The sequence below is a fragment of the Marivirga lumbricoides genome, assembly GCF_014636295.1.
Lineage (GTDB): Bacteria > Bacteroidota > Bacteroidia > Cytophagales > Cyclobacteriaceae > Marivirga > Marivirga lumbricoides.
On record NZ_BMEC01000002.1, the window covers coordinates 144,980 to 159,808 of the forward strand.

Genomic DNA, 14,829 nt, shown 5'->3' on the forward strand with positions numbered 1-14,829 from the left:
TCTTTGTAATTCCTATCCTCTTTCAACAACTACCCAGTGTAGCTCATTTCCTTTAACCTCTATGTGTGGTCTGGCAAAATCTTCAGAATAACCATAAGTTGGCAAATACTCTTTGGGAGCGTTTATTCTATTTGCAAGTTCTTCTATTTTTGATTTTATCCGTTCCATCTATGGTGTACAACATAAATATATCAACATTGTTGATACATATTATTATCGCACTACTATATTAGTGATTTTAATAACCGACAACAAACGACTGTAAACGCTTACAAACATTTACAAACGCTTAATTTGTGATTAGTATATTTAAAGTACTGAAAATACCCTCCTCCCTACTCAAATCCTAATTTTTAGTAGAAATCCATTAAAAAATACCTAAAAGTAGGTAGTAAGTTGAATTTAATAATTCAAAAGTGCCTTTAAAGTTGGTTCGATAGTAAGAGTAAAGAATGAATATTGGTGAGGGTTTCAGCAATGACTACAGCTCTTTTTTATTTAATAAATAAAAAATTTATCTTTTATTAGTGCTTTAGGTAGTTATTATCACCCCATTTTATTGCCTCGGATTATCCAAATCCTTCTTTAAATCAAATGTTAAACTGATTTTGTCATCAGTTACTTCAACTTTGTCTGCATTTTTTGACCATTCTTTAAAAACTCCTTCGTTGAACTGATAAAAACTTTCTTTATGTTCAATCCATGAAGGCGAATTGAGGACAATATGCGTGACCTCCTTTAATGATAGTTTAAGTTTTCGTGCAAGGATAGTCATAGTCAAAATCAAACTAGCATTCACGGATTTTAATTCTGCAATAAAAGAATTGATATCATCGGGATGACTGGTCAATTCTTTATTACTCACAATTTCTATTTTGGGGTCGTTTATAAAGTGCATTGTAGATTAGCTGATATTACAGGTAAAGCCACTGTATGAATTCGTGGCAGATTAAAAATGTATAAATTTCAGTTAACTATCAAGGCAATCCGCAGGATTGGCTTATTAAATTAATTTGTATCAATAAGTCAATCTATCGGGTTGACAGGCTTTCTACGAAGAGTCAAAGTTTCGTTGAGCACCTACCAGCCATGATTTATATAGAATGTTACCTGCAGTGTCTTATTCTAAGCGATGTTCAAATCAGATTGGTCTAATTGCACACTGAATTTAACGTTCGCCTTTAAAGCATTGAAAACCTTTAAAATTGTTTCAATCGTCACATTCTTCGTATTGCGTTCGAGTTTGGAAATCTGCGATTTTTGAACTCCTATCAGTTGTCCCAATTGTTCTTGTGTTAAATGTCGCTCCTTTCTGACTGATTTTATCATGTTGCCAAGGACTTCCATTTTAAGTTCAAATTCATACTGGTCTCTTTCTGGAGTACCAACCTCTCCAATGTCCCTGTCTTTTAACTGGTCGAGGGTCATCATCTTTAATTTTTTGTCTTTAATAGCCATATTTTTTAATTGTCTTAAAGTTCAAGGTATACAGCCCTAATTTTCATTGCTTTTTCAATTTCACTTTTAGGTACTTTGCTCACTTTTTTGATAATTCCATGGGTTGAAATAACCAGAGTTTCACCTTTTTCTGTTTTATCCCAGAAAGCAAAAAAGCGATACTGAAGTCCGCTATATTTTGTCCTGAATTCCCAAATTTCATCAGTCAATTTCTTGAATAGCTTTGGATCGTTTCCGTACCTGGCTTTATCAAAATTATAGTAAATTTTCTTTCTGGTTTTCAAGTCCAAAGAGTCGATAAAACTAAGTGCTTCTTCCAAAAATATGACTTCAAATTTTTTATTCATTCAGCCCCTGTTTTGGTTTAACAAGCAAGTATAGTAAAAAGTTGATTTATATGGAAACTATTTGAAAAGAGATGCTATCATTAAAGGCAACGTTTCGGCTAAAAAGCGTTGCCATTCCGCAGGGTGCTATGATTTTTTAGCCTTTGTTGTGTGTTCGTGTTTTATTGATAATTAATGTTTTCCCAAACCAGCAAATCTTCAATCCTTTCTAAATTCAAGTTTTCTGATTCATTGATTGCTTGAATTCGGTTTGCAAATTTCTCCAAGGTCAATTCCGCTTCTTTAATTGCTTTTTTCAATTCCTCTTTATTAAATCGAAAAATTCTTCTCTCAGGAATTGGAGTAAACTCCTCATCAAACTCCTGAGCGGTCAAGTCAAACAGAATCTCTTCATTTTCAAATTTCACTATGGGAGCAGGGTGTCCTTCGTAAAATGATTCTTTGCCATTTGATATGTTTCTCCAAAACTGGATATCTCCTAAGTCTCCACAACATTGAGGATAGAAAAGTCTTTCTCCATTAATTTCAAGGACGTATCCGCCAAATAAAGGACTTGCTTGTTCTCGGTCATACTCGCCTTTTCTTAGTTCTTCAGTATGATCGACAACTATTTTTTTAAGGTTGTCGTCACTAATTAGCCCAATTTCGTACAGAGACGCGCCAGGGTCAAATGGCTTAAATGAGTCTTTAAATCCTGCTTTTCTGTATGACTCATTATTGAATTCATCCCACTCTTTCGGATATTCCCAATAAGGTCCATGTTCAGGAGTTTCAACACCCTGATTTGCATATCCAATTTCTATTACTGGTATTAATTTCATTTTCTTTTAATGACACACAGCGGTTTGCGGCTGTATTTATTCCTTTAAATCATTTCCTAATATTCTGTTTGATGTAACAATCCACTGTTCTGTTGTCCCACTTGATAACAAAGAATGATTAGGTAGTTCCAGTCCTTTGTGTATATAACCAAGTCCCTGTCCGTAGTTTTCCCAATCCTCAAGTTTAATTGAATATACGTTCGTCACGGTGTCACCAGAAATGGTTGCAAACGTGTCTGCATTTTTTCTAATTTGTTCACTTATTCTTATTGGCCCCCTTGTTGGGTCAAAACCACTGTCAAAGGGTTTTGTCGCTTTAAAAAATACGGTTTTAGGGTGGTCTTTTTGAGCTTGAGAAATATCAAAAGTTTTAATTGTCCACTTTGTAAAGCTACCCAATTTTATAAGTTCATCTCTTTTGCTTACTATGAATTCCTTCAATATCTTCAAAGTTGTTGTAAAATCGAATTTATCATCAATTTTTACTCTTTTAAAAGTACATTGTTCTTTTTCAGTTATAATCCTTTCTCGTTCCGTATCTTCCGTTATCTGTTTCTCGTGGTATTCTTCGTCAATTTCAATTGCAATTTTTAGGTCTGAGTAGTATAAGTCAATAAAAAATAATCCCGAATCACTTTGTACGCTGTGCTGTGTAAATGGTCGTATATCTAACAGTTCAGGGTCAGTAAGTAAAGGTGCGATTAAAAGAATTTCGTAAGGCTTGTTTTTCAGCTTATGTACTTGTTCTACTATATATTTTGTCTTATGCGTATTTGTCTTTTCCATTTTGTCTATTTTCTAATAAATAGTAGAAAAAAAGTCAAAAGTCATTTTTTTGAAAATATTTCTCACTTTTTTGTTTTTTGCCGTTTGTAATATAGCTGCTAACAATTCGCTATGTGTGTACCTCTAGGTACACATATTTACTTTATATTTTCCCTAAGCGACCACAAACTATAGTAAACGTTTACAAACGTTTAATTTGTGATTTGTATATTTAAAGCACTGAAAATACCCTCCTCCCTACTCAAATCCTAATTTTTAGTAGAAATCCATTGAAAAACACCTAAAAGTAGGTAGCAGAATTGAGTTACTTTGCCTTTTTTGAGTTGTATAAACTTTTCCGCAACTGTTCAAATTTGGGTTTAGCGCTTTAAGACTATGCTGCTGTCTATTGCAGTGTACAATTATTTTATCCTCTTTTTTAATTCAACAATTTTAGAAGTTTCGTACCCATCGTGAATTTCTGAAACGTATTTATTAATTTCGATGCTAGCTTTTTCTGTCTGATTGTTTTCAATCAATGCTTCTATGTAAACCTCATAGTCCGCAGGTACGGTATGCTGACTATCAATAGCTTTTCCAGATTCTGACAACGCCAATTCCTTTTTATTCAAGCTTAATAATAATTTCGCATACACTCGAATAGGAGCTGTTTCATAAGATTTGTAATTTCTTACGTTCGGCTCGTATTGATTGAAATATTCTTCAAGAACTGATTTTGCAATTTCGTCATATCCTGCTTCTATAAAATTACGTGCACATTCAGCCCAGTCATTAGGAGAAACACCCATTCCATATTTGCCATCAGGCTGTGATCTCAATTCTTCCAATTTTACAGTTGCCGCCTTTGAATTCCTTCCTAAGTCAGACAGTGTTTTTGAGTACCAATCCTTAGCACCCGGGTAATCAGGATTAATCTTTAGAAGTTTTTCAAAATCCAAAAGAGCAAGCTCATCCCTTTCCTGGTTTAAATAAATCACTCCACGTTCAAAATAAACTCTATCATAATCTGAATTGCTTTCAATAATCGAGTCGCAGATTTTCAAAGCTTCTTTGTATTTTCCTTCATCCGAAAGATCAATTACTTTAATTATTAGTTCTTCTATCTTCATTTAAAATGCTATTTACCGTAAACGTTTGGATTAAATAATTCCATGTAGATTTCCGGCTTTGGTAGTTTCACAAATCCATATTTTTCATATAACCAGTCAGCAGTGGAAGTTAATAAAATCCATCGCCTGAGATCTTGCAAATTGGGGTGTGCCATAACAACATCCATTAGCTTTTTTGAGAGTCCTTGTCCTCTATAATTATCCAATACATAAATATCACCTAAATAGGCAATTGTTGAAAAATCTGAAATTACCCGTGCAAAGCCGATTTGTTTATTGTTATGAAATAATCCGAAATTAAGAGAATTGTCAATAGATATTTTTACTTTTTCAAAAGGGATATTGTCACTCCAACCTGAATGTTTTGAAAGAAAATCATGGATTGCCACAATATCCATTTTCGATCTGTCTGTTGTAATTATAAAGTCGTCAAAAGTAATTTCAATTATTTCCATTTAGCATTCATCTCTATTTGTGCCTTTGCCCATTTTTAAGTGTGCTTAAAAACAACCACTACTTTTATGGTTATAGCAATATCGGGATTTAGAAGCCAATTCCTCTTTCTCCTACCGTAAATTTATTTAAAAATAATATTTTCATTTAAGTCTTTAGTCCACATTTGTTATAGCCGACCAATTCCCATTAAGCAATATTTTTATCATATGAAAAAAGGCTCTCCGTAAGAAAAGCCCTCATTCAATTGTGTCACATTGTTTAGTCGTTCATTATGGATAAAAAACTTCTTCTTTTATCTTATTCCGTAAGCGATTCAGCTTACCCAGTTCTTTTTGCGACAGTTCCATTTCGCTATAGTCCATAATCAGTAAAGTTCCTAAATGGCTTAATTCACTGTACTCCTTTTGGTTAGCAGCTATTTCTTCTAAAGCTCTTAGGTCGTAATAGGTAGATTCCTGTTTTTGACTACACTTTGTGCTTAAATACTTCAGGGCATCCTCGTAATAACCCTTCTTCCGATGTGCCTCAAACATAACGGAAGTCCATTTTATTGAGCTGTCAAGGTCTTCTGCTATTACCGGGTAATCATACAGAATCTCCTTATAAGCAGCAATGGCTTCATCGTAGCGCTCAAGTTTGTACAGTGAGAAAGCCCATCTGGCACCATACACATCATCAAACAATTTAGGAGCATGTTGTATCACTTTATCATATAGCTCTACCACCTTATCAAAATCTTTGGCTTCAAATGCATGATGAAAGGCCTGCCCATAATGAGTCCCGGGTTTAAAGCCCAGTTCAGCTACCTGCGTAAAAGCTTCTGCTGCCTCAGCATATTTATTCATAATGCTTAAGACTTTGGCATTTATCAGGTGATCCAGTGCATCTTTAGGTGCTGAAATGATCGATTTTTCTGATAATAATTCAATGCCCTCCGGTACTTCTATTTTTGACTGCTTGTGGTGGCCATCATGGATGAGCAGTTGCAGATACAATAAGTAAATACCTGATAATGGATGGTGGCTATGAATATGCGCCAGGTATTCATAGGATCTATCGAAAGCCCCCACCTGATAAGCCATATCTGCCATAAGTAGCATAGCATCCCAGTATTCTCTACTATTGACGCTACACAAGGGTACAAGTTGGTTTATATCCTTTATGGCTTCATTAAAATAAAAAAGACTCCTGTAGAGCAGGGCTCTATAATAAAGCGCCTGCCGCGTATTGTAGGTTTCGGAAAATTCAGTAATGGTCTTAGTAAGCCATTGCAAGGCTTCCTGTGTATGTCGTAAAAAGTACAGCGCCAGTCCCATTAAATAAGCCGAGCGGCTGGTTACCATCTCATTTTGATGAAACGCATTTAGTACCTTTATCACATTTTTCCAGTCACCCAGCGCAAAATACATTTCAGCAAACTCTCTGTAATATGTTTTTTGATCCAATCCACTGGCAAAAGCTTCGTTGAGGAGCGTTAATGAGTCTGAATATTCTTCCAGATCAAAGTGTGCTCTGACTTTACCTATTATAGCGAGTGCGTTATCAGGCAAAATACCTAAAGACTTTTCGTGTTGATCCAGCGCGCCATCATGCAATGATAAACCTCTCAAGGCGTTGGCATGTACATAATGCATCTGGGCATATACACTGGCCGGGATGGATGTGGTTTCATGCTCCATCAACTCTTTAATGCTGTTAGGTACCCGGGGAGCTGAATAGGCAGGGAAATCCTCCAGTAATTGCGTTATTTCTTCATACTCGCCTGTCATGGTAAGTATTTCAGCATATGCTACTTTACCAATAGGACTTTCAATGGTCTCTTCATCATAAATATAGGGCCATTTGTCCAGGGCACTTTGCCAGTCATCGCTTCGGCAAAGGTTAATACACTCCAAATGAATTCTCGCTTCTTCCGTAAAGTGATCTTTTGCTTCTTCTTTTTCGAGCAAAGCCAGACAAAAATCAGCTTTATGCGCTTCATGTGACAGTTTTAATACTTCTTCAAAAGCTTCAGGTGGCACATGATCCGCTTCGAAATCAGTAATTTTTGCCAATTCTGCTCCGGCTATCTCGTGTTCTTCTATCAATATAGAGAGGTCGAACGGAGCTTCTTCAAATGCATGCTTCAGGCACTTTTTGGCTTCTGCTATTTGCCCATTGTGTACATAATATTTAGCCAGGTTTGTTTTGATAACTGCATTGTGCGGATATAGCCTGAAGGCATTTTCAAATACATCAAATGATGCCTGTGCATATAGAGAAGTGGCTAGTTCATATTCTTTAGCGGTGGCTTTATCCAGTTGCTCAAGTTCGCTCAGATGTTGAAATACCATATTAGCCCTGTTGTCAACGTCCTTTTGACCATCCTGCCATAGATAAAAGCGAATGTGCAGTTGATGATAAAGTGCCAGATCATCAGCAGCTGCCTCTTCACGTACCTGCTGATAATAGGTGCTGGCTTTCTTTAATTCGGCATGCATTTTAGCCTTTTTTAGCTCTTTATAGCATTCTTTTGCCTCACTTAGGCATTGTATAAATTCTTGCGTCATGGTGAATCGTTTAGGCGGTCCAGGTATTTTGATGAAATGGGTGGTCGTTAAGGTGAACTGTTTCCATCAGTTGGTAATAGGTACTTAAAAGCTTGCCCTGAAAGGAGCTTTGCTGGATGTAATAGGTTTTTGAAGCGGTTACAAACTGTTCCCCGAGGATTACATTTTTGTTAAAGGCAGTCCAGGTGCTAAAGTACTTTTTAGCTTTTTGCGCAATGTCTAAAACTCTTCTGGTGAGTTCTTCTTCCGTCATGTAGCCACATAATGTACACAGCCGGCATAGCATTACATAACAGGAAATATCATAACCAACCAAACCAGTTTGTTGTAACTGGCTGCCATAATAACGCGCCAGTATTAATCGCTTTTTGTCTATTACACTTTCCTGTCCCTCAAGCATTTCCGTAAATTCTGCATCACTTAGTAAGTCCGTACCATGTGCCATTTGCTGAAATAGCTGGTTGTACATCAAATCATTTCCGTAGAAATAAAGTCGGTCTTTCACCTCCTTTTCACTATGGATTTGCTGAGTTGCCAGGTAGCTTTTTACATGCTGCACAATACTGCTGTCCATTCTATCATAACCCAGCAGCGATTGGTGCTGGCAGGTATCGAGGTGTTGCATTTGCAAAGCAGAAAGGCTTAAAGCCCAGTACAATTCATCTGATAAAATCTCTTTTTCCATGATTAAGAAGCTGCTTTAAGTTGATCTAGTAAGTTTTGAAGCATTTGGGTGTGTGCAGCAGAATAGGCACCCGTGTTTAGCATAGTTTCTACCGAGCTGATATACTGCATAGCAAAGATAGAACCATCAAGCAGTTGCTGCATTTGCAGTGCTGCCAAAAGACCGTAGGTTGAAAATGGACCATCAGGTGCACAAAGCGGGTCTATCAGCACCTCAAATAGTTTTTGGTAAAGGTTGATGGCTGTTCCCATGTCTTCGGCTAAAAATGTTCTTATCTCAGTCTGCTTCATGCTGAGTACTGATAGCAGCATGGGGTTATTACTTTTGTCTTTTTTGTAATAAGGAATATGGTTAATCAGCTTTTCCATTTGTTCGGTATTTACTGTAAATGACCCCATGAAAGTGCTGATTTCCATCATATCCATGTATATTTCATCCGGATCATAGTCTATATTATCCGGAATTTCCATGCTGGAGCCTGGCATTGAGACAGAATCTTCTGATGCTACAACAAAGGTTTCAGCCTCTTCTAATTCTAATGAAATACCATTGGCTTCCATCCAACGTTCCAGATCCGTTTTAAAGAAGAAGTTGATCTCATCCAGATGGATTTTATACTGTAAATCAAGCCAGATATCATCCGAGATGTCTTCCTTCGGCATATGGTCAAGTATGGCGATCACATGCTTTTCAAACTCCTTCTGAATACGCTTCTGATCGCTGTCATAGGGTTCCTTATTACTAAAGGCAATCAGGTGGTTGATTTTCTCAGCCATTAAAGTGCTATCCTGACTGAAGCCTTTGGCTATGTCCTCAATATTTTCTTTCATAACATCGGCTACCCAGGGCGCACTGTATTTTCTGAAATAGTAATCTTCCAGGTAGGCATAAAGGAATTTGATACCATATACCGGATTATGTTGCAGCATATTGCTTACCTGCGCTTTCACGAAGTCATACACTTTTTCAGTAAGCGTGAAATGTAGATCAGCCATTTGCCATACCCGCTCGATGATGAAGTTTCTATCCTCTACGACAGGAGCTATTTGCAACAATACATTTAGAACGGCCGATAGCCAGAATTCCCTGGAATGTTCATTGTTTTCAGTATTCTTAGCCATAAGGAAAAGACTGTTCACCAAGCTTGTAATCTGTTCCTGATTTGTTAGGTGCTCCTGAATTTCAGTACCTAGATCCTGCAGTGCATGTAGAAGAAATGCGTTAGTTTTATGATTGAGTCCATAAGGAAAGTTATGTTGTGCATAAGCGATTACTTCCTCAAAATCCTTAAAAAGGTGGGTTATAACGTAGGCTCCGGTCAGTGCAAATGACTCTCCGTCTTTTAATACGCTAACCATTGGATTACTGGCGGAATAGGGCACCAGGCAACCAAAACGATCATTAAAGAAAGCGGCAATTTGCTCATTTTTATTGCGTACAGCTGCCATCTGTAGCCATGTTTTAATCATGCCAAATGGCACCTGCTCACTTTTTACAGAAAAGTTGAAGAAATCTCTGCCATATTTCGCAAAGATAGGGCTGTAATAATTTCGGAAATTATTGCGGGTTAACCATTCATGAAAGTGGTTTAAACATTTTTCTGATTGATTATAATGAAGGACATTTGGCCTGTGCGCATAAAGTATAACATCCCCTGTATCCCATTTTTCTTTATTCCCTAATGCTTCAATAAATGGAAATTTATTATCGTGGGTTTCAATTTGAAAAATACCCGGCAAACCAAATAGAATGGCTTCTTTATGCCCTTCCAGTAAGCTATGAGTAATAGCCGGTTTCTCCATTAATGTTTGGGCTACTTCTTCCTTAACAGGCTCAATCCATGGTTCAATAATATCATTATACTCATAGTTTGCGTCCATCTTGCAACGGAATGTCATTACTTGATTATAGCTGGCGGCAAATTTTTCCCATGATCCATCAAAGAAGTCTTCTATGAAGGTGTCTGTTAAAGCAAAATCACGAGGTTCTCTGGAGTTACCTACATAATACTGGCCTTTTAAATAGCCGGAGGTACAAGTCACAAATAAGAGCCAATCGGTTGTTGAGTAATTGGTAAGATCAAACAGTTCTCTGATCAGAAATTTTGCAAATGTGTAGGAAACCGGATGCTGAGCAAATGCTATTTCATTAAAGAAATTGAGCATAAGCGTTCTATTTACACTATCAGAAATACTTATTTTGCTGAAATGTAGTTTCAGAAACATCAGAATTTTGCTCAGCGACTGCTCACTGGGGTAGTTGCCATTTTGTACCATGGCAAGCGCCTTTTCCAGAAAGGCAAATCCTGTTTCGTAGATTTCAAATTCTTTTGGCCTATCGAACCAGAGTGCATTTACTTTCTGTAAGTCCAGATTGTTAGCACTTACATAGCTCAAAATAGCCTCGGCCGCATCGAAATAACCACTCGATTGACTGTTCTGAACTAGTTTGTCCAGTTGTTCTTGTGTGATTTTACCAAATTGCCCTGCAAATGCGATGATGCGATAATAAAAAGCCTTTCCAGATGCATTATGGTTAGCGCTGGCTCTAAACCCTTCCGCTTCCAATAAGTTATTCAATGCATATTGTGCCAGTTGCTCAAATGGAGCTTTCAATGCTTCCGGCAACACAAGTGGATGCTTCTGAATCTCTTCCTCCAAAACATCTAGTTGATGCGCACTTAATTTGTTATTACGCACAATTTTCGGAAGTTTATGTGGCGCATGATCAATGAGCCAGGCAATGGCAATAGCCGAAACAGGTGAGTCTTGATGGGTTACAGTGAGTACCCTGTCAGCCTGTTCGAAAAGTATAGCCGCGGCCAGCCGAAGGGTATTATCATCATGGCTTAATGCTTCTTCTGCTACCAGTTTGAAGCGTTCAAATTCCGGATGCCGTTTGGCCTCCAGTTGTTGCAGTAAATGAGCAACAGCCAAAGCTGCATATGGCCTGATGTAATTGATTTTCAGCAAAGGATTGGCCAATTCAATACAGTAGCTGATGAAGTCTTTTCCCTCTGGTTTAAGAACTTCAGCTGTGTCTTTAATGGTTTGCCAGTCGAAAACCGGTAAAAAGCTATTGATGTGGCTAAAGAAAAGCAGGCTCTCCTGTTTAAAAAGAGAGGCCTCCTGTGTAAGCCCGTTCCGAATATATTGTGAAGCAGTACTCTTATCCAATGCAGTAGGAAAAGGCACCTGTCGCACATAAGCAATTTTGGCGAGTGCCTTATTTACCTCACTGGTAAAGGATTTACGCCTGCTAAGGAAGTCCATCTCATTTTGAGCTGCATCCAGTTTTGCATAAGCTTTGCAACGGTCCAGATAGGCCTTATCAAAAGGAATTTCCGGAAGTAATTCGTTTTCCAGCGCGGTAAACTTTTCCTGTCCTTTGATTACCACATGATTTTCTAACCGCTGTAAATCCTGCCGGGCTAACTCAATAAAAGCATAATGCTGGTTGAACTGATTGCGATATTGCTCCCGTTTAGAATCCTCAAGTTCACTTAGTTTTTGCGTAAGCGCTAACTGATCCACTCCCAGGCTTTTCAGGATTCGGGCCGGACCAAAGTTCCTGTCGGATTGTACTTCATTGCCACAATGCTTACAGAACTTTCCTTTAGGAGTATTTTGTGCACACCAGGCGCAGCGTACTTCCTCTCTTACAGTACCTCCACATTGGTGACATAAGTCCCCCGATTTCCAGTCATTAGGCTGCTGAGCATCGCAACTTTCACAATATATTACTGCTGCCATAGCTTACCTCGTTTTTCTGATTTTTGCCCAGGTAGAATCTTTTTCCTGCGGGGTCATTTCTTTCACCAGTTTTACAATGGCATTTTTTGATTCTCCTTCTCGTTTTAGAAAAATGCCGATTTCATAATCAGAAGCACTTAAAAACTCCGAGCCACATTCACGACAGAACTTCCCCGGCCCGGAATTTAAGCACCAGTGGCAATTCAGCACCGGTTCAGCCTGATGCCCGCAGGATAGACATAAATCTCCTGTTTGGTAATCCTTGGGTTGCCTGGCACCACAGTGAGTACATTTCACTACATCTGCACTTTCTACAATTATGGGAGCCGAAGGTGTTGCTCCTGCAGAAGCGGAACTGGTATTGCTTTCAAACTTATTACCAAGTGCCCAGGCCATTACACTTTTACTGGTTTCCTCGTCAATGCCACTAATATCCATCAGTGTCTGGAAATCTCCTATGTATTCAAAATCAGCTTTACTGGTTATATCGGCTTGTTCCAGTGCACTAACCTGTTCTTCTGTTAAACCCTTAGCTTTCAGTATGTTTATTAAAAGCTTGTTCATGTTATTTTCTTCTGCCATAATGTCGATTGGTTTAGCTGCTAAATTATTAGATACAATCCGGAGTGCTTTCACTTTAGCGGGTGATATGGGAATATCACGGTATTCAGTGAGGGGATAATTTGAGTGAGCAGAAACCTTTGTGAAAGAGTTAAAATACAACGAATTGTGCATTTTCGGTTAACTGCGGGAAAAGTAACGGAAGATACTTTAGGAAAGGAATCCTTAAATGAATCGGTGCATCAAAAATCCGTTTGAAAAATACCGAAGATGAAATTGTGAAGCTGGATAAGCGTTGGGGGAAGTAGTATTCCATAGTGCGCAAGGGTATTCTTATAATGAATCGTTTGGCGCATGATCTGCTTAGGATTACAAACCACAGATGAGTATTATAGTAAAAAGAATAGAATTTAACTAAAAGAAGTAATCAAAAAAAAAGAGTTAGCAGATGGCTAACTCTTCATTGCTTATAAAACTATTACAAGTTATTTTCTAAATACTCTTTCATTTGGGTATCATTAAAGAAACCACTGTAATGACCACCAAAACTGGCTTTAATAGTAAATACACCACCTTTTAGTTCCATGCTTTTGTTGGCTTCTGCATTTTCCTTCTCAATATTCACAATGCTTAGCTGGTTGATAGCTTCCTGAACGGCTTCTTTACCCATATTATCACTGCAAATGTCACGGAATGCATCTATTGGTCTTCTTACCGCTACACCTGGAATAAATTTGATGGCGTCAGCATCATTGCTGAATGAATCCCACTCAATTTCAATTGGAAGTTCTTTTCCAACAATCTCATTTAATTCTTTCTGAAGATCGTCCATATACTGATCTTTGATGCTCTGAATCGCTTTTTTCTCTTGTAATCCCATTTGATATTTTTGTTTAAAACCTTTGTTACAAAGGTATTTTGCCTTGAGCAATCAGCTTTAACCAGTAGGGGTGAAAAGATAAATTCACGGAATTCCGTGAGGAAGAAGTTTTTATCTTCGCAGATATTTAACATTATTTTGACATCGGTTTGTCAACCGGTATATTTTAAAATAAGCTAATTAGCATACATATGAAGATTCTCATTTGGGTAGGAATTGGGTTGGTTGTAATGGCAGCTATTCCTTTTTTGTTGTTATTTCTGGGCATGGGTTTTATGCAATTATTTGCCATTTCTGAGAAAAAAGCCAGGAACGAACTAACCGATATTATCCGGACACAATATGATTCTGCCTGGACTATTAAGAAGGCTACCCGTTTTTTTAATGAAGGTAATATGAATCCGAATATGTTTTATATAGAACTGGAGTCGAACCAGGAGCCGAAAGTGACTTTCTGGATTTATTGGGATGCTAAATTGAAAGAACCCCGGTCGAGCTATGGAGAGAAGGAATATAGCTTAAATAGCCAATACCAGCTAGCATTGGAAGATTATGCCATGCAAAAGGATATTGAGCAGGCGATTGGAGATGAAGCTCAACTGGAATATATAGATTACTGGAAAGTGAAAATCGCGGTCAATGATGGTGCAGCTGATTTCATGCGTAAAACAGCTCAAAAAGTGACAACAGTTATCCGAAAGTATGCTAATTATCGTACGGTTCATATGGATGTAATTTTCCTGACGGAGGAAGAACCAGATGGCTTATACAAAATTGAAATAGCATTGACTGAGCCACGAGATGATTTGTATATTGGCCTGAATACAGTGGCAAAAGGTGGCGAGCTGGATCAGATAAAAGAAAAGTGTATGGAGGTGCTTACACCTGTTTTAGCCAGCCAAAGACCTACCTATGATTTGCGTGATGCGTTACTGGAAGCCTGGGTTAATCAGAAGAATGTAGCACAATTCTATGGCGTACTGGAAGCAACCAGCCAGAAAGTGAAAGGCGATGAGCGCATTGGTATGCAACAATACGAAGGTCTGATGTTTTTCCATTATAACATGCTGGCGCATCAGCTGACGGAAGTACGCTTTGTGGAAGCGGGCAAAAGTATCTCCGATGATGTGAAAGCGTTGAATGCGCAACTTCCTGCTCAATACCGAAAACCTGAATAGCAAAAGACTACATTATTATGGATGATTAAGTAATAGTGTCGTGTAAAAATAAAATACTTACATCTAAGGAGAGGATGCCTCCGGATTATATAGTTCAGTAAAAAATTTATTAACAAGATTCTTTTTGTTCGCAGTTGAATCCTTGATATTCAGTAATTTAAAATTCATTTCTCTTTTTCTGCCTCCAGAGACAAATTATTTATGAAACTGAGTCAATTTTAAATCGTTGACGATATTAAAATAAACA

General features: G+C 37.8%; 14 protein-coding genes. 1 reads left to right on the top strand and 13 read right to left on the bottom strand.

Annotation, left to right across the window (positions count from 1 at the left end):
- Positions 1-12: 12 nt before the first annotated feature.
- The 13 genes from IEV85_RS03300 to IEV85_RS03360 all read right to left on the bottom strand — a co-directional run bounded on the left by IEV85_RS03300 (position 13) and on the right by IEV85_RS03360 (position 13,404).
- The gene (locus IEV85_RS03300) at positions 13-168 is read right to left on the bottom strand and encodes a hypothetical protein (protein WP_188460377.1); all 156 of its coding nucleotides are present in this window, start codon (positions 166-168) and stop codon (positions 13-15) included.
- A gap of 388 nt (positions 169-556) precedes the next feature.
- A complete protein-coding gene (locus IEV85_RS03305; protein WP_188460378.1) occupies positions 557-898 on the bottom strand; it encodes a hypothetical protein in 342 nt (113 codons plus the stop codon).
- Between the two features lie 227 nt (positions 899-1,125).
- Complete coding sequence (locus tag IEV85_RS03310) at positions 1,126-1,458, bottom strand: helix-turn-helix domain-containing protein (protein ID WP_188460379.1); 333 nt, start codon at positions 1,456-1,458, stop codon at positions 1,126-1,128.
- Between the two features lie 14 nt (positions 1,459-1,472).
- Entirely contained in the window at positions 1,473-1,805 is a 333-nt protein-coding gene (locus IEV85_RS03315) for a type II toxin-antitoxin system RelE/ParE family toxin (protein WP_188460380.1), read from the bottom strand.
- A 161-nt stretch (positions 1,806-1,966) separates the two neighbouring features.
- Positions 1,967-2,626 (bottom strand): hypothetical protein, encoded by a 660-nt coding sequence (locus IEV85_RS03320; RefSeq protein ID WP_188460381.1) that lies wholly within the window; start codon positions 2,624-2,626, stop codon positions 1,967-1,969.
- Between the two features lie 36 nt (positions 2,627-2,662).
- The gene (locus IEV85_RS03325; protein WP_188460382.1) at positions 2,663-3,412 is read right to left on the bottom strand and encodes an AbaSI family restriction endonuclease; all 750 of its coding nucleotides are present in this window, start codon (positions 3,410-3,412) and stop codon (positions 2,663-2,665) included.
- 401 nt (positions 3,413-3,813) lie between these two features.
- Entirely contained in the window at positions 3,814-4,521 is a 708-nt protein-coding gene (locus IEV85_RS03330) for a tetratricopeptide repeat protein (protein WP_188460383.1), read from the bottom strand.
- An 8-nt stretch (positions 4,522-4,529) separates the two neighbouring features.
- Complete coding sequence (locus IEV85_RS03335; RefSeq protein WP_188460384.1) at positions 4,530-4,976, bottom strand: GNAT family N-acetyltransferase; 447 nt, start codon at positions 4,974-4,976, stop codon at positions 4,530-4,532.
- A gap of 270 nt (positions 4,977-5,246) precedes the next feature.
- A complete protein-coding gene (locus IEV85_RS03340; protein WP_188460385.1) occupies positions 5,247-7,526 on the bottom strand; it encodes a tetratricopeptide repeat protein in 2,280 nt (759 codons plus the stop codon).
- A gap of 10 nt (positions 7,527-7,536) precedes the next feature.
- A complete protein-coding gene (locus tag IEV85_RS03345) occupies positions 7,537-8,211 on the bottom strand; it encodes a DUF1266 domain-containing protein (RefSeq protein ID WP_188460386.1) in 675 nt (224 codons plus the stop codon).
- Positions 8,212-8,213: 2 nt separating this feature from the next.
- Positions 8,214-11,963 carry a zinc ribbon domain-containing protein gene (locus IEV85_RS03350; protein WP_188460387.1) on the bottom strand — a complete coding sequence of 1,250 codons (3,750 nt, stop codon included), beginning with the start codon at positions 11,961-11,963 and terminating at the stop codon, positions 8,214-8,216.
- Between the two features lie 3 nt (positions 11,964-11,966).
- The gene (locus IEV85_RS03355; protein ID WP_229712489.1) at positions 11,967-12,698 is read right to left on the bottom strand and encodes a hypothetical protein; all 732 of its coding nucleotides are present in this window, start codon (positions 12,696-12,698) and stop codon (positions 11,967-11,969) included.
- Positions 12,699-13,002: 304 nt separating this feature from the next.
- Positions 13,003-13,404, bottom strand: a complete 402-nt coding sequence (locus IEV85_RS03360; protein ID WP_188460388.1) for a hypothetical protein — start codon at positions 13,402-13,404, stop codon at positions 13,003-13,005.
- Between the two features lie 191 nt (positions 13,405-13,595).
- Here IEV85_RS03360 and IEV85_RS03365 point away from each other — a divergent pair, with 191 nt between their 5' ends.
- Entirely contained in the window at positions 13,596-14,582 is a 987-nt protein-coding gene (locus IEV85_RS03365) for a hypothetical protein (RefSeq protein WP_188460389.1), read from the top strand.
- Positions 14,583-14,829: the final 247 nt, after the last annotated feature.

What these genes read in the sequence shown, in the direction of transcription:
- IEV85_RS03300 (WP_188460377.1), bottom strand. Translation starts at nt 168, where the DNA reads ATGGAACGGATAAAATCAAAAATAGAAGAACTTGCAAATAGAATAAAC.
- IEV85_RS03305 (WP_188460378.1), bottom strand. Translation starts at nt 898, where the DNA reads ATGCACTTTATAAACGACCCCAAAATAGAAATTGTGAGTAATAAAGAA.
- IEV85_RS03310 (WP_188460379.1), bottom strand. Translation starts at nt 1,458, where the DNA reads ATGGCTATTAAAGACAAAAAATTAAAGATGATGACCCTCGACCAGTTA.
- IEV85_RS03315 (WP_188460380.1), bottom strand. Translation starts at nt 1,805, where the DNA reads ATGAATAAAAAATTTGAAGTCATATTTTTGGAAGAAGCACTTAGTTTT.
- IEV85_RS03320 (WP_188460381.1), bottom strand. Translation starts at nt 2,626, where the DNA reads ATGAAATTAATACCAGTAATAGAAATTGGATATGCAAATCAGGGTGTT.
- IEV85_RS03325 (WP_188460382.1), bottom strand. Translation starts at nt 3,412, where the DNA reads ATGGAAAAGACAAATACGCATAAGACAAAATATATAGTAGAACAAGTA.
- IEV85_RS03330 (WP_188460383.1), bottom strand. Translation starts at nt 4,521, where the DNA reads ATGAAGATAGAAGAACTAATAATTAAAGTAATTGATCTTTCGGATGAA.
- IEV85_RS03335 (WP_188460384.1), bottom strand. Translation starts at nt 4,976, where the DNA reads ATGGAAATAATTGAAATTACTTTTGACGACTTTATAATTACAACAGAC.
- IEV85_RS03340 (WP_188460385.1), bottom strand. Translation starts at nt 7,526, where the DNA reads ATGACGCAAGAATTTATACAATGCCTAAGTGAGGCAAAAGAATGCTAT.
- IEV85_RS03345 (WP_188460386.1), bottom strand. Translation starts at nt 8,211, where the DNA reads ATGGAAAAAGAGATTTTATCAGATGAATTGTACTGGGCTTTAAGCCTT.
- IEV85_RS03350 (WP_188460387.1), bottom strand. Translation starts at nt 11,963, where the DNA reads ATGGCAGCAGTAATATATTGTGAAAGTTGCGATGCTCAGCAGCCTAAT.
- IEV85_RS03355 (WP_229712489.1), bottom strand. Translation starts at nt 12,698, where the DNA reads ATGCACAATTCGTTGTATTTTAACTCTTTCACAAAGGTTTCTGCTCAC.
- IEV85_RS03360 (WP_188460388.1), bottom strand. Translation starts at nt 13,404, where the DNA reads ATGGGATTACAAGAGAAAAAAGCGATTCAGAGCATCAAAGATCAGTAT.
- IEV85_RS03365 (WP_188460389.1), top strand. Translation starts at nt 13,596, where the DNA reads ATGAAGATTCTCATTTGGGTAGGAATTGGGTTGGTTGTAATGGCAGCT.